Raw genomic sequence first — 18,157 nt, forward strand, 5'->3', positions numbered from 1 at the left:
CACTATCATGCGAGATATTATAAGTCTCGGCAAGTTGTGTGCAGCTAATAGAGTTCGGTTCTGTCATGAGAAAGCCCATATAAATGGGTAATGTACAAGTTGCTGTAGAAGCATGTTTAATTCGTCTAATCACAGATACTTTATAAAGTATTTTAATACTTTTTTGAATCCGTCAATGCGTAAGTCCTACAAAATTTAATAATTGGCATAATACTGCCAAGGAAAAACAGTTTTGACTGAGATGGAATGTCTTAAATGGATTTAATTCAGGCAAATGGACAACCACGTTATGGACGTTTCAAGGAGCTTCCAAAAAGTATTGACTATCAGGCATATCAATACAAAAATCCTTATGGTCATGTGCTGTCAGGCTGGCGTAAGCATCTAAAATATAAAAAATTCAAATTCTGTAGTATTCAGCACGAGCATTATACGATTGGATTGGCAATTGCCGATATCGCATGGGCAGGGCATGGTTTTGTCTATGTCTATAACCATATGAGCAATGAAGTGCTGGAATGGAATGCGATTAATTTCCTGTCACGCAACACTGTGCTGGATGAACAGCCACTGTTTAATCATAGTTATTTCCATAAGTCACCTTTTCAGATCGATATCCAGCATGCCAACGGCGTGCGTTATATCAACGTCAGCAAATACGGCGAAATTAAACTCAGTGCCCGGATTTTCTGTGCCGGAACCGATCCACTGAGTATGTGCAGTCCGACCGGCATCAATGGCTGGACCTATACTCAGAAACTGACCACTTTGGGCTGTGAAGGCTTTTTCATTAACAAGCAGGGTGAAACCATTCAGTTTAATGAACGCAGCTTTGCTTCTCTGGATGATACCTGTGGCTTTTTGCGCCCGGAAACGGCCTGGTTCTGGTTGTCCTGTAATTTCTGGGATGTGAACCATAATCGGATTGGACTTAATCTGGCTTCAGGTGTGAATGAAAGTTTTGGCAATGAAAACTGTCTGTGGATCAATGGCAAGATTTATCCGTTGGCCGATGTGCTGTTCCAGCAGGAATCGGAAAACCAATGGACGATTCAGTCGCTGGATGAAAAATTGAATCTGATGGTGAGTACAGGCTGGCGCCGTTATGAAAATCTGAACCTGCGTCTGGTCGGAAGTCAGTTTAGTCAGTGGCAAGCCAAGGTTTCCGGAACGATCCAGCAGGATGATCAGGAAATTATTTTACTGAATGAATATGCCTTGCTTGAGCAGCATTATGCCAAATGGTAAAAGTGCAGGACATAAGACCTAATTTAAAAGCCTTCAATTTTTGAAGGCTCTTTTGATTTGAGCTTAATCTTTGGCGGCCTGCCAGAAGGCTTCACCTGCTTGAATTGGATCATTGGTTTCGGCTAAGGTTTTTACCCAGACATCGTATTGCGCAATCACAGGATGTTGACTGGGATGAAAATCTTTTTTAAACCAGTCCCGATATTGTGGGCCCATACGGGTCAAGGTACCGTTACGGCCAAACAACCAGGGCAGTCCTTTCAGGTTCATTTGCAAACGCTCTAAGACACTGAACCCATCATGTTTCAGCATGACATTGGCGCGATAGGCAGTATAACTAAACATCAAAAATGTCGTGCTGAGCAGGGTCATTTTGCGCATCCATTCAGGTGTTTTTGCAATATCTTTCATCACGTCAAAAGCCACATCACGATGTTCCATTTCTTCAATCGCATGCCAGGCAAACATGGCACGTACATAAGGATGCCCGTCTTTTAAGGTGGATTTTTGACCGTAAAAAGTTTCAGCCATCAGCGCAGTCAAGTGTTCTGCCGCTGCCGTCGTGGCAATATTGAACTGTGCTGAACGATGTTTGAGGTCATGAGCGAACATATTATTCAGACGCTCAATAAAATCATCGACAGGCATGCCTTGTTCACGCATCAGCTGGTTCATTTTCTCATGGGCAATGCCGTGCTGTGCTTCCTGACGAATAAAATCTGCCACACGTTTTTGCAGCTCCGGGTCTGTGATCTGATCTCGGAACAGGCGCACACTCTGAATAAAATAACGCTCGCCATCTGGAAAGGTCAGGCTCAAGGCATCGAACATGCGGGTCAGAAAGGGGTCACCGCCAAACCAGTAGCGCGGGATTTCATCCAGTTTAAAATCAAGCTGGGTCCGGACCACGGGCTTTATTGAAGATTTTAATACTGCATTCATCTTATGAATTCTTTTTTGTGACGATGCTGACAGTATGTCGGGGAATGCAGTAATTGTTTTGACAGTGCTTGCCAATTTTTATACATTTTATGCCAAATGAAAATAAAACTGCTTAGACTAAAGCAGGCAGCGGGAAGCGCGCATGCAAGAAATTAAAATATCCAATGGTTATATTCAGCTTTGGGCGACTTATCTGCGCAGTCTGCAAATTGAGCCTTTGGAAGCTGACTTTCTGCAAGATGTACATGAAGCGCTTGTCCCCCTGATTGATCAGCCTTTTGCCACGCAAGTGCCGCTGGAATTATTAAATCAGCTTCTGTTAAGAACCCGGCAACATTTAAACTGTCCACAACTAATTTTCGAGATCGTGCAGGTTATTCGTCCAGAACATTTTGGCGTGCTCGGTTATATGGCTTCGCGAAGCAGCAGCGTTGCGGAAATGATCCGGCATATCATTCGCTTTCAACGACTGGTGATTGATGGCAGTGAGTTTGTACCTTTGCAATTGAAGCAGCGTGAACACAGTCTTGAATTATTTTGGGCCTATCTGGATGAAAAATATAATCTGTTAAATGAGCTGACCATGGCCGCGATGGTGCAGTTGGGGCATGTCATTTTGCAGGATCATCAACTGTTACTGCACTGTGTACGTTTTGCCCATGCGCCCGACAGGGGGCAAATGCATTATCAAAAGTTTTTTGCCAGTGAGGTGAGATTTTCTCAGGACTATTATGGCATAGAGCTGGATTTGCAAGGACTGGCACATGGGTCTGAGCAGGCTGATCCAATCCTGTTGCAGCTACTGGTTCATCAGGCAGAACAGGCGATTGCAGCCAAGCCGCCCCTTGAAAATCATTTGGAACAGGCGCAGCAAATGATTGCCGAACAGCTGCGGACCCAGCATCAGGCCATTAAAGTTGAACAGCTTGCCCGGCAGTTGTTGATGTCGACACGTAGTTTGCAGCGCTTATTCAGTACACAGGGCACTTCATTTAAAAAACTGCTGGAACAGCAGCGGATTAAACGTTGCGAGCTGTTGTTGCAGCAGGGATTAGGTCTGACCGAGATTGCCGAGCAGCTGGATTATTCTGATCAGTCGGCTTTGGCACGGGCCTATAAGGCAGCCACCGGACAGACCTTGTTAGAGCGAAAAAGGCAGTTACACAAAGCACGAAGCTGAAAAAAGCGACCGGTATCGGTCGCTTTTTTATTTTCGCAGGATGATGGATTAAGTGCTTGCTTTCACCTGAGGGAATCTAAACGCGATCGCAGCAATCGCAAAAATGGCCAGAATCCAGCAATAGTACACACCACCAATCAGTTCAACCGGCGAGATTTTTGCAATGGAACAGGCCAGTAGTAACTGTGCGCCATAAGGAATTAAACCCTGTACCACGCAAGAGAAAATATCCATCAGTGCCGCAGAACGCTTGGGATCCACCCCGTATTCTTTGGCGACTTCACGCGCCATATCACCAGACAGAATAATCGCCACGGTATTATTGGCCACAAAGATATTCGAAAACACCACCAGAAAACTAATCCCGATTTCGCCGGCACGTTGCTTCCCAACTTTAAATAGACGGGTCAAGCTATAAATGCGCTCGATCAGCCAGCGTAAACCGCCTTCTCGTTGCATGATCGCCGAGAGGCCACCCAGGAACATCGACAATAACGCCACTTCAAACATGCCGACAAAGCCATCATAAATTGAAGTATTCAGTTTGAGCAGATCAAATTCAGCTGTGGCAAACAGGCCAAACAAGCCGGAAAGTAACACCCCAATGGTCAGCACAGCGAGAACGTGTAAACGGCTAAAGGCTAAAATAAATACGGCGATATAAGGTAAAACCAGAAGCCAGTTAAAATCCTTGTATTCCACTGCATTGCTACTACTGGTACTCAACACGTAAATCAAAATAGTGACGATTGAGGCTGGAACCGCAATCCAGACGTTGACCCTGAACTTGTCACGCAGTTGTACGCGTTGGCTGGTGGTCGCCGCAATGGTGGTGTCTGAGATCATGGACAGGTTATCACCAAACATGGCACCACCGACCACTGCACCAATCGCATAAATCACATCAATATCGGTAACCTGGGTGAAACCAAAAGCGATTGGCGCACAAGCCGCAATGGTGCCCATGGAGGTACCCATCGCCGTGGCAATAAAGGCCGAGATCACAAATAACATCGGCAGAATAAATGTGGGTGGAATCACCGACAGGCCCATCTGCACGGTGGCGTCGACGCTGCCAATGGCGCTACTGACGCTGGCAAAGGCGCCGGCCAGCATAAACACCATAAACATCAGAATTAAGTTTGGATGACTGGCACCTCTGAGGAATTCCTCAATGCCCTGGTTGAGTTTGCCGCGATACACTAATGCAGCCAAGATAATCGCAGGCAGGGCAGCCACAGGCGCTTTCACCTGATAGAACGCGAACTCGGTTCCGATCAGGGAATGATAGATCCCGCTACCCAAAAATATGGTTAAAAATACAATAAGCGGCAGCAGTGCAATGGCGCGTGCCTGCACTGTAGCCTCAGAATCAGTCTGCATAGGAGATAAAAAAGTAAGAGAATAGGACTAGTATAAAGCAGGTTTTGCTATTTCAGAAAACTTTAAATGAATGCGCTAACATCTGCATTTTTATTAATTTTTATATGATAAAAATAAGTTTATCTAAATATTCAGGATTTTAGGTAATAGCAAAATTAGGCATCTTTGATCATTGAGAAAAAAATCAAAATAATCGTAAATAGACCCTTCCGAATTGTTTTGAAATCTTCGCACAGGAAATGAAGTACTCGAGGTCGGTATCGCAGACTGTTCATTGGACAAAAAATAGCGTTACAATGCGATGTCTTGTATTTCTACATAGTCAATGCCTCAAGTTTGAAACACGTTAAGGAAAATACCACCCTATGTCACGTTTAGCCACACGATTTGGACAACTTAAATCTCAACAGCGTAAAGCTTTAGTTTCTTATGTCATGGCGGGTGATCCGCATCCAGAAGTCACAGTGCCTTTGCTGCATGAGATGGTGGAAGCGGGTGTCGACGTGATTGAGCTGGGACTTCCTTTCTCAGACCCGATGGCGGATGGGCCGGTGATTGCGCTAGCTGCCGAACGTGCTTTGGCAGGTGGAACCAATACGCTAGATGCCCTGCAGATGGTGAAAGAATTTCGTTTGAAAGACCGCGAAACACCGGTGGTGCTGATGGGTTATCTGAATCCGGTTGAAGTAATTGGCTATGAAAAGTTTGTGGCTTATGCCTATGAATGTGGAGTAGACGGTGTGCTGCTGGTGGACTTGCCACCAGAAGAAGCACAAAGTCTGGGTGAAGTACTGGAAAAATATGACATGGATCAGATTTTCCTGCTGGCACCCACTTCAACCGATGCACGTATTCAACATGTAGCAAAACAGGCCAGCGGCTTTATTTACTATGTGTCACTGAAAGGCGTGACCGGTGCAGCAACTTTAGATGTCTCTGAAGCCGCTGCACGCATTCAAAAGATTAAAGCTGTGACTGATGTTCCTGTAGGCGTAGGTTTCGGTATCAGTGATGCTGCATCTGCGAAAGCGATGGGTGTTGCTGCCGATGCAGTTATTGTGGGTAGTGCGTTTGTAAAGCAGTTTGCAACGCTCGCACCAGAACAAGCCGTTATTGCAACGGTGAATAAAGTCAAGGAGCTTCGAGCAGCGCTCGATGAGTTAGTATGAGTCAACAACTGAAATCAGGCAAAATTCTGAGCCCATCGACCCCATGGACGGAGCGTACTGTTCCGGGCATTCAGGTACCCGATGAGCAAACGGCATATAAAGCGACATTTACCGAGCCTACGATTGAGTGCCCTGAATGTCATGCATTGGTGACCCGTACTGCGATGTCATTTAATGCTTATGTCTGTCCGCAATGTGATGAACATTTGCGCATGAAAGCCCGCGAACGTCTGAACTGGTTCTTTGATCAGGTACAAACAGAATTGGGTCAGGAATTTATAGCCAAAGATCCGCTGAAATTTGTCGATAGCAAAGCGTATCCCGATCGTATGGCTGAAGCGCAAAAGAAAACCGGTGAAACTGAAGCACTGGTGGTAATTCAGGGTTTGCTGAAAGGCGTACCGATGATTGCCTGTGCGTTTGAGTTCGACTTCATGGGCGGTTCTATGGGCACAGTGGTCGGTGACCGCTTTGTTCAGGCTGCAGAACATGCGATTGAAGCTCGTCAACCTTTGATCTGTTTTGCTGCTTCGGGTGGTGCTCGTATGCAGGAAGGCATGTTGTCCCTGATGCAAATGGCGCGTACTTCGGCTGCGATCCAGCGTTTAAAAGAAGCAGGTCTGCCTTATGTAGTGGTATTGACTCATCCAGTGTACGGCGGTGTGACCGCATCATTGGCAATGCTGGGTGATGTACATATTGCTGAACCGAAAGCGATGATTGGCTTTGCCGGTAAACGTGTGATCGAACAGACTGTACGTGAAAAACTGGAAGAACCGTTCCAGCGCGCGGAATATTTGCTTGATCATGGGGTAATCGATCAGATTGTTCACCGTCATGCATTACGTGATACAGTTTATCGTATCGTTACGAAGTTGATGAATTTGCATTGAACACAGCACCCTTAGCAACAGATTCTTTAAATACATGGCTCGATTATTGGAGCCATGTTCACGTTACGGGTATTGATTTAGGTCTGGAACGGGTTATTCCTGTGGCTGAAAAGCTGGGCGTGACATCTCCAGAGGCCAAAGTGCTGACGGTGGCAGGAACCAATGGTAAGGGTTCGACCACCACCACGCTGGCCGCGATCCTGAATGCGCAAGGCTTCAAGGTCGGGCTATATCAATCCCCCCACGTGTACCGTTTCAATGAGCGTGTTAAATTGCGCGGCATTGAAGTGGAAGATCAGTTGCTGATAGATGCTTTTGTTCAGGTCGATCAGGCTCGTCGCGAATGCGGTTTGAGCCTGTCTTTCTTTGAAGCCACGACACTGGCTGCTTTTGTGATTTTTAAAGATCAAGGCTGTGATGTCTGGGTACTGGAAGTGGGTTTAGGCGGCCGTCTGGATGTGGTCAATGTGGTCAATCCAGATGTGGCGGTAATTACCAATATTGGTCTGGATCATACCGACTGGCTTGGTGACACCATTGAGAAAATTGCTTTTGAAAAGGCCGGAATTATTCGCCCGGATATTCCCGTGGTATTTGGTGGACAGCAACAGATCCCGCAAGCTATTCTAAATAAAGCCCAAGAATGTAAAGCACCCTTGTATGCAATCAACCGGGATTATTTTTATGAAGCCTTTGAAGATGGCCAAAGCTGGGCTTTTGCTTCATCAGGTACGACCTTAAAACTCCCTACAGGTTCACTGGCATTAGATAATATTTCTACCGCCGTGGCCGCCATTCTGCTGAGCGAATTAAACGTCAGCCAGCAGGCAATTGCACAAGGCATTCAAACGGCAAAATTGCCGGGACGTTTTGAAATCCGTCAAATCCAGAATAAAACCGTGATTTTTGATGCAGGACATAACCCGCATGGGGTGGAATTTCTGCTGAAACAATTACGAGATTATTTAAATTACAATCAAAAATATAATGAAGTCATTTGTGTATTTTCAATGCTGGCAGATAAAGATATAAATTCTGTCGTCAAGTTATTGAAAGACACGGTTCAATTGTGGAAAATTGCACCATTATTCGTCCCACGTGCGGCAGAGGTCACAGTTTTGGCTGATGCTTTAAGCGGTGAGGCGGTAGAACAATTTGACAATGTAAAATTAGCTTTTAAATCAGCACTGGATCAAACAGATAATAATCAGCTGATTTTGGTATGTGGATCATTTCATACCTTAGAAGCGGTATGGGAGTATTTGGAAGAATGTCAATGAATAACAAACAGCGCTGGATGGGCGGTGTTGTTTTACTCGGTGGTGGTGTTTTATTGGCAGCATTACTCCTGAAAGGCCAAGATGAAATCAATCAGGACCGTCAGCAAAATCCGGCACAGGCTGCGGAAGTTGAAAATAAAGAGACAGGCAATCATTCGCTCGGTTCTTTGACGGTCGATGTGGAAACAGAAAAGCGTTTACTTGAACAGCAACGTCGTGACCGGGAAAAATCGGTTGCAGAGCAGGAAGCACGTGCAGCCGAATTTTTAGCGATGCAACAGCAGGCTGAAGCAGATGCTGCGCGTAAAGCGGCTGAAGAATATGCTGCCCTGAATGCACACCGCCTGGGACAGCAAAGTTCCGATAATATTCCGCCAGAACTGGTTGAAGACGAACAGGCCAAGCAGAAACGTCTGGCTGAAGAAAAAGCGGTGCAAGAAAAAAAGTTAGCCCAGCAGCAGCTGGACCAACAAAAAGCCAATAGTTCTACTGATGCAGCCAAGAAAGAAGCAGAGCGTAAAGCTGCTGAAAGTAAAGCCGCTGAAGAAAAACGCAAGTTAGAACAACAGCAAAAAGCCGAAGCAGAACGTAAGGCGGCTGAAGCAAAACGTAAAACCGAGGAAGAGCGTAAAGCGGCTGAAAAGAAAGAAGCTGAACGTAAAGCAGCCGAAGAAAAACGTAAGGCCGACGAAAAGCGTAAAGCTGAAGAAGCTAAGAAAAAGGCTGCAGCCGAAGAAGCCAAGAAGAAAGCAGAAGCTGAACAGGCGCGTAAGTTACTGGAAGGTGAAGAGGACAAGCAATGGATGGTGCAGGTGGCACTGGCAGCGAATGAAGCCAATGCGGATGCTGTAGCAGCCAAACTGCGTGCCAAAGGTTATAAGGTCACCAAAAGCTCAACTTCTAAAGGTGTACGCATCATGGTGGGGCCGTCCAAAGACCGTGAGACTGCAGATGCACTTCGTAAGAAAATTGCGTCTGATGCCAGCCTGAATATGAAATCAGCTTGGGTGAATGACTGGGTGCCGCTGGATAAGCGTTAATTCTTTGTATTAACCAAAGTTTCTGTAAATGGATTCGTGAGTTGCTCGCGAATCCATTTTACATTTTCAGGGGTGAATAGATTGTCAATATTGCGCCAAATGGCATGAAAGCCATAACCGCCATGTTTCATTTCCTGTAGTGCCTGCTCAATCGGCCAATGTTCAAAAATAATCCGGTACATGGCGACACTGGCACCGGTTCGGTCTGAGCCGTGATAACAATGCAGGAGCACCTTTTGATGATTTTGTTGTGCTTGCTGAATCAGTAGCATAATTTTCAATAAATCTTCCCGATCAATTGCCCAGGTATGTATGGGTACATGATGCAGCTGAAATTTTTCATTGCTCAAAAGAAAGCTGTCTTTATCCCGTGAACGTAAATTAATAACCACATCGATCTTATGCTGTTTTAATAAAGGAATGAGTTCAGTTGAAGGCTGCTCACTACGATAGACAAAATTGCTGATTTGATGAAAATTATGATTCTGATGAATGGGCTGTCCCCAATGCTGAGGACGTTGAGGTTCAGGCAGGGCCGGCGTGGTCATACAACCTGTCAGGAGGCAGCTCATCAGGATTGGAAATATGCAGATTTTCATACAGAGCATAGATGTTGTTTTTGTTATTTCAAGTTTAAAGTGGATATGGAATTTTGAATATAAAAAAGCCTATCCGAAGACAGGCTGTATCAACAAATCGAATCCGTGGCACGTCAATGTCGTATTCGATAAAACATAAAATCTGGAAAAATAGAGTTTCTCTTATTCTTTACTACGAGCTCCATCTTATCCTGTGCTACGCGCTTCGCTTGTCTTGCGCAAAATTAAAAAGGAGTCCTTTTAATTTGTTGCTCGAAGCATAGCTTCTCACCTTGCGCAAGGGCAGAGCAGTGCTCTGCTTATCCTTGCTCAGGATGGGGCGTTAAGCGCAGGTAAGGCGTGACCGCTGTATAACCTTTTGGAAAACGTTGCTTGATTTCTTCCTCATCTTTCAGTGAAGGGATAATCACAACATCATCACCATGCTGCCAGTTCGCAGGCGTGGCCACTTTATGTTTATCGGTGAGTTGAAGTGAATCCACCACACGCAAGATTTCATGGAAATTACGGCCGGTCGATGCAGGATAAGTAATAATCAAACGGACTTTTTTATTGGGATCAATGACCACTAAAGAACGAACCGTTAGAGTTTCACTGGCATTTGGATGAATAAAGTCATATAGCTCGGAAACTTTACGATCCTGATCGGCAATGATCGGGAAATTCACCGTGGCGTTCTGGGTTTCATTAATATCTTTAATCCAGCCATGATGCGACTCCACATCATCAACTGACAAGGCAATCGCTTTAACACCACGTTTTGCAAACTCATCTTTCAGTTTTGCGGTATAGCCAAGTTCAGTCGTACATACCGGTGTATAGTCGGCAGGGTGTGAAAATAAAATGCCCCAGCTATCACCCAGAAAGTCATAAAAATTAATCAGGCCTTCACTGGATTGCTGTTCAAAATTCGGTGCGGTATCGCCTAGACGTAAACTCATCTTTTTAGCCTCAATTGGTCTTTTAGTGTCGAGATAGGATTTAATATGAACCAATTTTTTTATGATTAAAAATAGTGTTTTTTGCTTTCTTTATGAGTAAATTGCATAAGTAGGATATCCATCTATCCAGAAGCGCAAAAATCAGTCACTTAATTGACTATGTTGCACAGGGAAAATTTGCTACATTACTTTGCCTTAGATCTTAGGGCTAGAACTAAGGATCAGATTTTTTTAGCGGTTTTACAGCAAAACCCTTGTAGTTCAAATTTCTAGCACCATAATAACGACTAAGAACATATTCATTTGACAAGCAAGATTTAGAGAGTCTATTCATGTTGGCAAGTCTGATCGGAGGAATCTTCGGTACCAAAAATGAGCGCGAACTCAAACGCATGCGTAAAATCGTAGACAAGATTAATGTGCTCGAGCCGACGATATCTACCCTTAGCGATGCAGACTTATCTGCAAAAACTGAAGAATTCAAACAACGATATAATAAGGGTGAAACCCTCGATAAATTATTGCCTGAAGCATTTGCAGTCTGTCGTGAAGCGGCGAAGCGGGTGATGGGCATGCGTCATTATGACGTGCAGCTGATCGGTGGTATTACCTTGCATGAAGGCAAAATCGCAGAAATGCGTACCGGTGAAGGTAAAACCCTGATGGGTACTTTGGCCTGTTATCTGAATGCCATCAGTGGTCAGGGCGTGCATGTCATTACCGTGAACGATTACCTTGCGCAACGTGATGCCGAGTTGAACCGTCCATTATTTGAGTTTTTGGGTTTAAGCATCGGCATTATTTATTCCATGCAAAATCCGATGGAAAAAGCTGAAGCTTATCGTGCCGATATTACTTACGGTACCAATAACGAATTTGGCTTTGACTACCTGCGTGACAACATGGTGTTCTCGCTGGCTGAGAAAAAGCAGCGTGGTTTGACCTATGCGATTATCGATGAGGTCGATTCGATCCTGATTGATGAAGCACGTACCCCGTTGATTATTTCCGGTCAAAGTGAAGATTCTTCACAGCTTTATGCAGCCATCAATAATATTCCACGAAAATTACAGGCACAGAAAGAAGAGAAAGTGCCGGATGGCGGTCACTTCTGGATTGATGAAAAACAGCGTTCAGTTGAAATTACTGAAGTGGGTTTTGAAACCATTGAAAGTGACTTGATTGAAATGGGCTTGCTGGCAGAAGGCGAGAGCTTGTATTCAGCGTCGAACCTGAACCTGTTGCATCATGTCACTGCAGCGATCCGTGCCCATTATCTCTATCAACGCAATGTGCAATACATCATCAACGATGGTGAAGTGATTATTGTCGATGAAAATACCGGTCGTACCATGCCGGGACGTCGCTGGTCTGAAGGTTTGCATCAAGCCGTAGAAGCCAAAGAGGGTCTGGAAATCCAGCCGGAAAACCAGACTCTGGCAACCACAACCTTCCAGAACTATTTCCGTCTGTATAAAAAATTATCCGGTATGACCGGTACTGCTGATACTGAAGCAGCGGAAATGAAAGAAATTTATGGTCTGGATGTGGTGCTGATTCCGACCCACCGTCCAATGATTCGTCAAGACCATAACGATTTAATTTATTTAAATCGTGAAGGGAAATATAACGCGATTATTCAAGAAATTCAGCGTGTGCATGAAGCTGGTGTCGCACCAATTTTGATTGGTACAGCCACCATTGAAGCTTCTGAGATTCTGTCGGATAAGCTAAAAGCGGCAGGGATCCAGCATGAAGTACTGAATGCCAAACAGCACGAACGTGAAGCCGATATTATTGCGCAGGCCGGTGCGCCGCGTGCAGTGACGATTGCCACCAACATGGCCGGTCGTGGTACCGATATTCTCTTGGGTGGTAACTGGAAGGCGTTGCTGGCTAAAATTGAAAACCCGACTCCTGAAGATGAAACGCGTCTGAAAGCAGAATGGGATGTTAATCACCAGGCTGTGCTGGATTCAGGCGGTTTGCATATTATCGGTTCCGAGCGTCATGAATCACGCCGTATCGATAACCAGCTGCGTGGTCGTGCCGGTCGTCAAGGTGACCCGGGTGTATCGCGTTTCTATCTGTCACTTGAAGATGACTTGATGCGTATTTTTGCCGGTGATCGCGTAGTCGGCATGATGCGTGCCATGGGCTTGCAGGAAGATGAAGCGATTGAGCACAAAATGGTGTCTCGCTCGATTGAAAATGCGCAGCGTAAAGTGGAAGCACGTAACTTCGATATTCGTAAGAATTTGCTGAAATACGATGACGTCAATAACGAACAGCGTAAGATCATTTATAGTCAGCGTGACGACATTCTGGCAGAAAATTCACTGCAGGATTATATTGAAGAAATGATCCGTGAAGTGATGCAGGGTGTAATCGCCAACTATATTCCGCCTGAATCGATTCATGACCAGTGGGATAGTGAAGGTCTGGAACTGGCGCTGCGTGAAGATCTTTCGATGGATCTTCCTATCGGACAATGGCTGGAACAGGACCGTCGTCTGGATGAAGAAGCTTTGGTGGTGCGCATTACCGATGAAGTACTGAACCGCTACCGTTCACGTCGTGAACAAATGGGTGAAGAATCTGCAGCTTCGCTTGAACGTCACTTTATGCTGAATTCTCTGGATCGTCATTGGAAAGAGCATCTGGCGGCTATGGATTATTTGCGTCAAGGTATTCATTTACGTGGTTATGCGCAAAAGAATCCAGAGCAGGAATATAAAAAAGAAGCTTATAACCTGTTTGTAAACATGCTGGGTACGATTAAGTCCGATGTCGTGACAGATCTGTCACGCATCCACGTACCGACACCTGAAGAGCTGGCGGAAATGGAAGCACAGCAGCAGGCACAGGCTGAGGCAATGCGTTTGCAGTTATCTCATGAAGAGTTTGACGGCTTGCTGGCAGGTGAACATGAGGTGACGACCGAGCAAAATGTTCAGGCGAATCCTGTAGCACCAGTCTTTGAAGCACCGGCAAGTCGTAATGCACCTTGTCCATGTGGTTCAGGCCTGAAATACAAACAGTGTCATGGCAAGATCTAAACAGTGTTAAAAAAAATCAGAGCCACATGGCTCTGATTTTTTTATGTATGAAGATTTTTCAGAAATTGAATACTGTTTGCAGTCTTAGGAATTAAATGCTATTTAATGGCTCATTCAACACCTCAAAGTGGAATAACCTGAATGAAAAAAGTATTAAAAACGCTCATGATTGCCGCTTTGGCAATACCTGCCTTAAGTTTTGCACAAACTGCAGCGACCACAACAATTGATAAAGTTCAGCAAGCGGTAGGTACTAACACTGCTCAAGTACAACGTACCGATGCGCAAGTGACTGTAGCAAGCCCACGTACCGGCATCCGTTATACCTTTGCCAACCAGAACCGTCCGATTGTATTGCAGACCGCTGCGATTGCAGCTGCTAATGCGGCAAATGCAGACCGTATTGTTGCTACTAATCCTGCACTTTCTAGTGCAAGTCAACAACAAGCGAAACAGGCTTTACTAAGCGAATCTGGACAACTTGCACAAAATTAAAAATATCTTAATTTTAAAAACGTAGAAACCAGTCTTGATGACTGGTTTTTTATTGTGAAAACCCATAACAAATCTCAGGCTGGCTCAGGCTTTGGCTCGATTTTTTGTTGCAGATCAACTAAGCTGTATTTTTCTAAAACTTCAATATTGGACTTTAAAATGGCAGTTGGTGACGTATCTATGCCACAGATGCATGTGGTGAAAGGGGTTAAAATTGGTTCGGCTGAAGCCTATGTGCGCTATCAGAACCGACGTGACCTGGTGATATTTGAACTGGCTGCAGGCTCCAATGTTGCTGGGGTGTTTACCCAGAATGCCTTTTGTGCAGCACCTGTGCATGTATCCAAAGCACATTTGCAAGCGGGAAATCCACGTTACCTGGTAATCAATACCGGCAATGCCAATGCAGGAACAGGTCCTACAGGCATGGCAAATGCAGAAGCCACCTGTGCCAAGTTAGCTGAACTTGCAGGCGTACAGGCTGCTGAAGTGTTGCCATTCTCGACTGGTGTGATTGGTGAGCAGCTTCCAATGGAGCGTTTGCTTACAGGTTTACAGCCTGCGCTGGATTCATTGCGTGATGATGCCTGGGGCGATGCAGCGACTGGAATCATGACCACAGATACCACTCCGAAAGGTGCGTCAGAACAGTTCGAGCTGGATGGTGTGACTTATACCATGACCGGTATTTCCAAAGGTGCAGGCATGATTCGCCCGAATATGGCGACCATGCTGGGCTATGTTGCGACGGATACACCGATCAGCCGTGAACTGGTTCAACAGTTATTAACTGAAACAGTCAATGTATCGTTTAACCGTATTACAATTGATGGCGATACCTCAACTAATGACTCGTGTATTTTTATTGCCACAGGTCAGGCCGGTGGTGCTGAAATCACTTCGACTGAAGATCCACGTTATGCAGTGGTGCTAGACGTATTGACACGTACCATGAAACGCCTTGCGCAACTGATTGTACGTGATGGTGAAGGTGCGACTAAATTCATTACCGTGACTGTAGAAGGTGGTGGCAATACTCAAGAGTGCTGCGATATTGCCTATAGCATTGCGCATTCACCGCTGGTCAAAACCGCAATCTTTGCTTCTGACCCAAACTGGGGCCGTATTCTGGCAGCGATTGGTTATGCCGGTGTGCCAAATTTAGACGTTGCAAAAATTCAGGTTTGGTTAGATGATGTACAAATCTGCAAAGATGGTGGTGCGGCAGCAGACTATACTGAAGCAGCCGGTGCACGTGTGATGGCCCAGGCTGAAATGACGATTCGTGTTGATCTTGGACGAGGTCAGGCAAAAGATACGGTTTATACCTGTGACCTGTCGTATGACTACGTAAAAATCAATGCAGATTATCGCTCATAATTCAGATTGTTTATAAAGCCTCCGTTGTGGGGCTTTTTTTATACTTAATGATTTTTAATGACTGGTCAAAAATAGCATTTCGCCAGAGATGACCGGGATGTAGGGTGAAAGGTTCATTGAATAGTGAACCATGAGGGTAGAGTAAGAGTTGTTATGAATGATGCGACCAAATTAATAGCCAATGAAGCTAAATCGATTGTGCAGGCGCATTTAGATCGTTTAGGTGTTCCACAAGAACATCAAATGAGCCAGCAGGAAAAATTGGACAAATTTGCACAGATCAAGGCAGAGCTGGAAAAACAGGATGCTGTTTTGGTGGCGCATTATTATTGTGATCCTGAAGTGCAAGAACTGGCTGAACTGACGGGGGGCTGTGTTTCCGATTCACTGGAAATGGCGCGTTTTGGTCGCGATCATCCAGCTTCAACGCTTGTGGTAGCTGGTGTGAAATTTATGGGCGAAACCTCTAAAATTCTTTCACCCAATAAAACCGTGCTGATGCCAACTTTGGAAGCGACCTGTTCACTGGACTTAGGTTGTCCTGTCGATGAGTTTACCGCTTTTTGCGATGCGCATCCGGATCATACCGTGGTGGTTTATGCTAACACGTCAGCGGTTGTGAAAGCCCGAGCCGATTGGGTCGTCACTTCAAGTTGTGCAGTGGAAATTATCGAACATCTGGACGGTCTGGGCGAAAAAATCATCTGGGCACCCGATCAGCATTTGGGTCGTTATATCCAGAAAAAAACCGGTGCAGAGATGTTGCTCTGGGATGGTGCTTGTATCGTACATGAAGAATTCCGTTCACGCGGTATTGCCAATATGAAAGCACTCTATCCAGATGCTGCGGTTCTGGTACATCCTGAATCACCGATGTCTGTAGTCGAGATTGCCGATGCCGTGGGTAGTACCTCACAATTAATTAAAGCAGCACAGACTTTGCCGAATCAACGTTTAATCGTTGCTACTGATCGCGGTATTTTTTATAAAATGCAGCAGGCAGTGCCGGATAAAATTCTGATTGAAGCACCAACCGCAGGAGAGGGGGCAACTTGTCGTTCTTGTGCGCATTGTCCTTGGATGGCCATGAACGAGCTGAATGGTATCTTGCATGTGTTACAGCATAAAGATCAGGAAGTGCATGTCGATCCGGTACTTGCTGAACGAGCTAAACTGCCTCTAGATCGCATGCTGAACTTTAGTGCCGGACTAAAACGTTAAAATTTGTATAAAAAATGTCTGAAGCGATTGATAAATAAACGCTTGAAGCGTTTTTTCGGTTTTTTTTAAATATAGGTGTTGACGTCTCCGGGCGTCGCGCCTAGAATGCACACCGTACCGAACGATGTTCGATACGAAAGCTGAGATGAATCGGAGCATAGCACAGCCTGGTAGTGCACCTGGTTTGGGACCAGGGGGTCGTAGGTTCGAATCCTACTGCTCCGACCAATTCTTCAAGGCAAATGATGTTTGCATCAGTAACGCGCTTGTAGCTCAGTTGGATAGAGCATCCGCCTTCTAAGCGGATGGTCACAGGTTCGAATCCTGTCAGGCGCGCCATTTGGTCGCTTGATGTTAAGAATCAAAATGATGGTGGATGTAGCTCAGTTGGTAGAGCCCTGGATTGTGATTCCAGTTGTCGCGGGTTCGAATCCCGTCATTCACCCCAACTTTTAAAGTTGAAATCGGAGCATAGCACAGCCTGGTAGTGCACCTGGTTTGGGACCAGGGGGTCGTAGGTTCGAATCCTACTGCTCCGACCATCTCCTTCAAGATGGTCGAGATAAAAGATACCGCGTTAAGCGGTTTTTTTATGTCTGAAATTCAATGTGAATAAAAAATATACAATTGTTATCGGTGGCTATCATGATGAATGCTCGAATTCCTATTAAATTATTTTTCATCTAATAAAACTGTGCATTGAAGATTGCTTTCTTCTCGCATTGCTTCACTCTTAATTTTAATCATTCAACAATTTAACCAGAGTTCATCTATAGAGTGATTATCTTGTTGAATGGAATTTTAATGGATGGATGAGGATTATATTTTTAAAATGGGTAAGGGATTCCATAGTAAATCTATTTTATTAACTCATCTGTTGTGTTTGATCTGAAATAAAGACAATAAAAAATTTTTAGATAGATATAGCAATTAAATTAACTAGAAATACCCATTGATAAGTAAATAAACTACTTTAAAACATCAATAATTGAATAAATTTTGAGTGAAAAATAGAAAAACCTGTATTTTTTGTAGAATAAATAAACAGTCGTGATATTTTTGCTGAATTATTTAAGAATAGGGGTTGTATTGGGTTGGGAATACTGTAGAATGCACATCCATCGGCGGTGATGAAGATTAAAACTTCTGATAAAACAGTGACTTAGTTGAGTTTAATTGAGTTCGGTTTTAGAAAGAAAGTTTAAAAATAGTTTTCATTACTGGTTGACTTTCTAGAGATAGAGAGTAATATAGCCGACCTAGCTTGCTGGTGACGAATCAGCAAGAAGATCATTAAGAGATTATGAAGAACAACTTGTGTGGATTT

14 protein-coding genes, 4 tRNA genes and 1 pseudogene are annotated in these 18,157 nt (G+C 44.7%); 14 read left to right on the forward strand and 5 right to left on the reverse strand.

What is annotated here, in order from left to right; all coding sequences use genetic code 11:
• Positions 1-133, reverse strand: a pseudogene (locus AC1P5O_RS13940) (IS701 family transposase); the annotation flags it as partial.
• A gap of 122 nt (positions 134-255) precedes the next feature.
• Between AC1P5O_RS13940 and AC1P5O_RS13945 the strand changes: the two are divergent.
• The gene (locus tag AC1P5O_RS13945; RefSeq protein WP_005252817.1) at positions 256-1,248 is read left to right on the forward strand and encodes a DUF2804 domain-containing protein; all 993 of its coding nucleotides are present in this window, start codon (positions 256-258) and stop codon (positions 1,246-1,248) included.
• Positions 1,249-1,311: 63 nt separating this feature from the next.
• Here AC1P5O_RS13945 and AC1P5O_RS13950 read toward each other — a convergent pair whose 3' ends face one another.
• On the reverse strand, positions 1,312-2,190 hold the full coding sequence (locus AC1P5O_RS13950; protein WP_005252814.1) for a metal-dependent hydrolase: 879 nt from the start codon (positions 2,188-2,190) through the stop codon (positions 1,312-1,314).
• A gap of 142 nt (positions 2,191-2,332) precedes the next feature.
• Here AC1P5O_RS13950 and AC1P5O_RS13955 point away from each other — a divergent pair, with 142 nt between their 5' ends.
• Positions 2,333-3,370: a helix-turn-helix transcriptional regulator gene (locus AC1P5O_RS13955; RefSeq protein ID WP_086044527.1), complete on the forward strand. Its 1,038-nt coding sequence runs from the start codon at positions 2,333-2,335 to the stop codon at positions 3,368-3,370.
• 48 nt (positions 3,371-3,418) lie between these two features.
• On the opposite strand, the gene AC1P5O_RS13960 is transcribed toward AC1P5O_RS13955, so the two are convergent.
• A complete protein-coding gene (locus AC1P5O_RS13960; RefSeq protein WP_004645172.1) occupies positions 3,419-4,753 on the reverse strand; it encodes a Na+/H+ antiporter NhaC family protein in 1,335 nt (444 codons plus the stop codon).
• A gap of 365 nt (positions 4,754-5,118) precedes the next feature.
• Between AC1P5O_RS13960 and trpA the strand changes: the two genes are divergently transcribed.
• The 4 genes from trpA to AC1P5O_RS13980 are packed head-to-tail and all read left to right on the forward strand — an operon-like array spanning position 5,119 to position 9,135.
• The gene (trpA, locus tag AC1P5O_RS13965; protein WP_005252810.1) at positions 5,119-5,922 is read left to right on the forward strand and encodes a tryptophan synthase subunit alpha; all 804 of its coding nucleotides are present in this window, start codon (positions 5,119-5,121) and stop codon (positions 5,920-5,922) included.
• On the forward strand, positions 5,919-6,815 hold the full coding sequence (gene accD / locus AC1P5O_RS13970) for an acetyl-CoA carboxylase, carboxyltransferase subunit beta (protein WP_005252808.1): 897 nt from the start codon (positions 5,919-5,921) through the stop codon (positions 6,813-6,815). The genes trpA and accD overlap by 4 nt, the downstream gene beginning before the upstream one ends.
• The gene (gene folC, locus AC1P5O_RS13975; protein ID WP_005252806.1) at positions 6,812-8,095 is read left to right on the forward strand and encodes a bifunctional tetrahydrofolate synthase/dihydrofolate synthase; all 1,284 of its coding nucleotides are present in this window, start codon (positions 6,812-6,814) and stop codon (positions 8,093-8,095) included. The genes accD and folC overlap by 4 nt, the downstream gene beginning before the upstream one ends.
• Positions 8,092-9,135, forward strand: a complete 1,044-nt coding sequence (locus AC1P5O_RS13980; RefSeq protein ID WP_005252804.1) for an SPOR domain-containing protein — start codon at positions 8,092-8,094, stop codon at positions 9,133-9,135. The genes folC and AC1P5O_RS13980 overlap by 4 nt, the downstream gene beginning before the upstream one ends.
• Here the strand turns inward: AC1P5O_RS13980 and AC1P5O_RS13985 are convergent.
• Positions 9,132-9,683, reverse strand: coding sequence for a dual specificity protein phosphatase family protein (locus AC1P5O_RS13985; RefSeq protein WP_017397731.1), 552 nt, complete (start codon positions 9,681-9,683; stop codon positions 9,132-9,134). The two genes, AC1P5O_RS13980 and AC1P5O_RS13985, sit on opposite strands and share 4 nt — an antisense overlap.
• Before the next feature lie 350 nt (positions 9,684-10,033).
• Positions 10,034-10,675 carry a peroxiredoxin gene (locus AC1P5O_RS13990; RefSeq protein ID WP_005252799.1) on the reverse strand — a complete coding sequence of 214 codons (642 nt, stop codon included), beginning with the start codon at positions 10,673-10,675 and terminating at the stop codon, positions 10,034-10,036.
• Between the two features lie 332 nt (positions 10,676-11,007).
• Between AC1P5O_RS13990 and secA the strand changes: the two genes are divergently transcribed.
• From secA to AC1P5O_RS14030, 8 genes are all read left to right on the forward strand, one after another.
• Complete coding sequence (gene secA, locus AC1P5O_RS13995; RefSeq protein ID WP_121980204.1) at positions 11,008-13,734, forward strand: preprotein translocase subunit SecA; 2,727 nt, start codon at positions 11,008-11,010, stop codon at positions 13,732-13,734.
• 141 nt (positions 13,735-13,875) lie between these two features.
• Positions 13,876-14,229 (forward strand): hypothetical protein, encoded by a 354-nt coding sequence (locus tag AC1P5O_RS14000; RefSeq protein ID WP_004645181.1) that lies wholly within the window; start codon positions 13,876-13,878, stop codon positions 14,227-14,229.
• 159 nt (positions 14,230-14,388) lie between these two features.
• The gene (gene argJ / locus AC1P5O_RS14005) at positions 14,389-15,609 is read left to right on the forward strand and encodes a bifunctional glutamate N-acetyltransferase/amino-acid acetyltransferase ArgJ (protein WP_005252791.1); all 1,221 of its coding nucleotides are present in this window, start codon (positions 14,389-14,391) and stop codon (positions 15,607-15,609) included.
• A 153-nt stretch (positions 15,610-15,762) separates the two neighbouring features.
• Positions 15,763-16,830: a quinolinate synthase NadA gene (gene nadA, locus AC1P5O_RS14010; RefSeq protein WP_121980203.1), complete on the forward strand. Its 1,068-nt coding sequence runs from the start codon at positions 15,763-15,765 to the stop codon at positions 16,828-16,830.
• A 151-nt stretch (positions 16,831-16,981) separates the two neighbouring features.
• Positions 16,982-17,058, forward strand: a tRNA-Pro gene (locus AC1P5O_RS14015).
• A gap of 34 nt (positions 17,059-17,092) precedes the next feature.
• A tRNA-Arg gene (locus AC1P5O_RS14020) sits at positions 17,093-17,169 on the forward strand.
• A gap of 33 nt (positions 17,170-17,202) precedes the next feature.
• Positions 17,203-17,278: transfer RNA gene (locus tag AC1P5O_RS14025), tRNA-His, on the forward strand.
• A 17-nt stretch (positions 17,279-17,295) separates the two neighbouring features.
• Positions 17,296-17,372: transfer RNA gene (locus AC1P5O_RS14030), tRNA-Pro, on the forward strand.
• Positions 17,373-18,157 lie beyond the last annotated feature (785 nt).

The organism is Prolinoborus fasciculus (assembly GCF_056724605.1).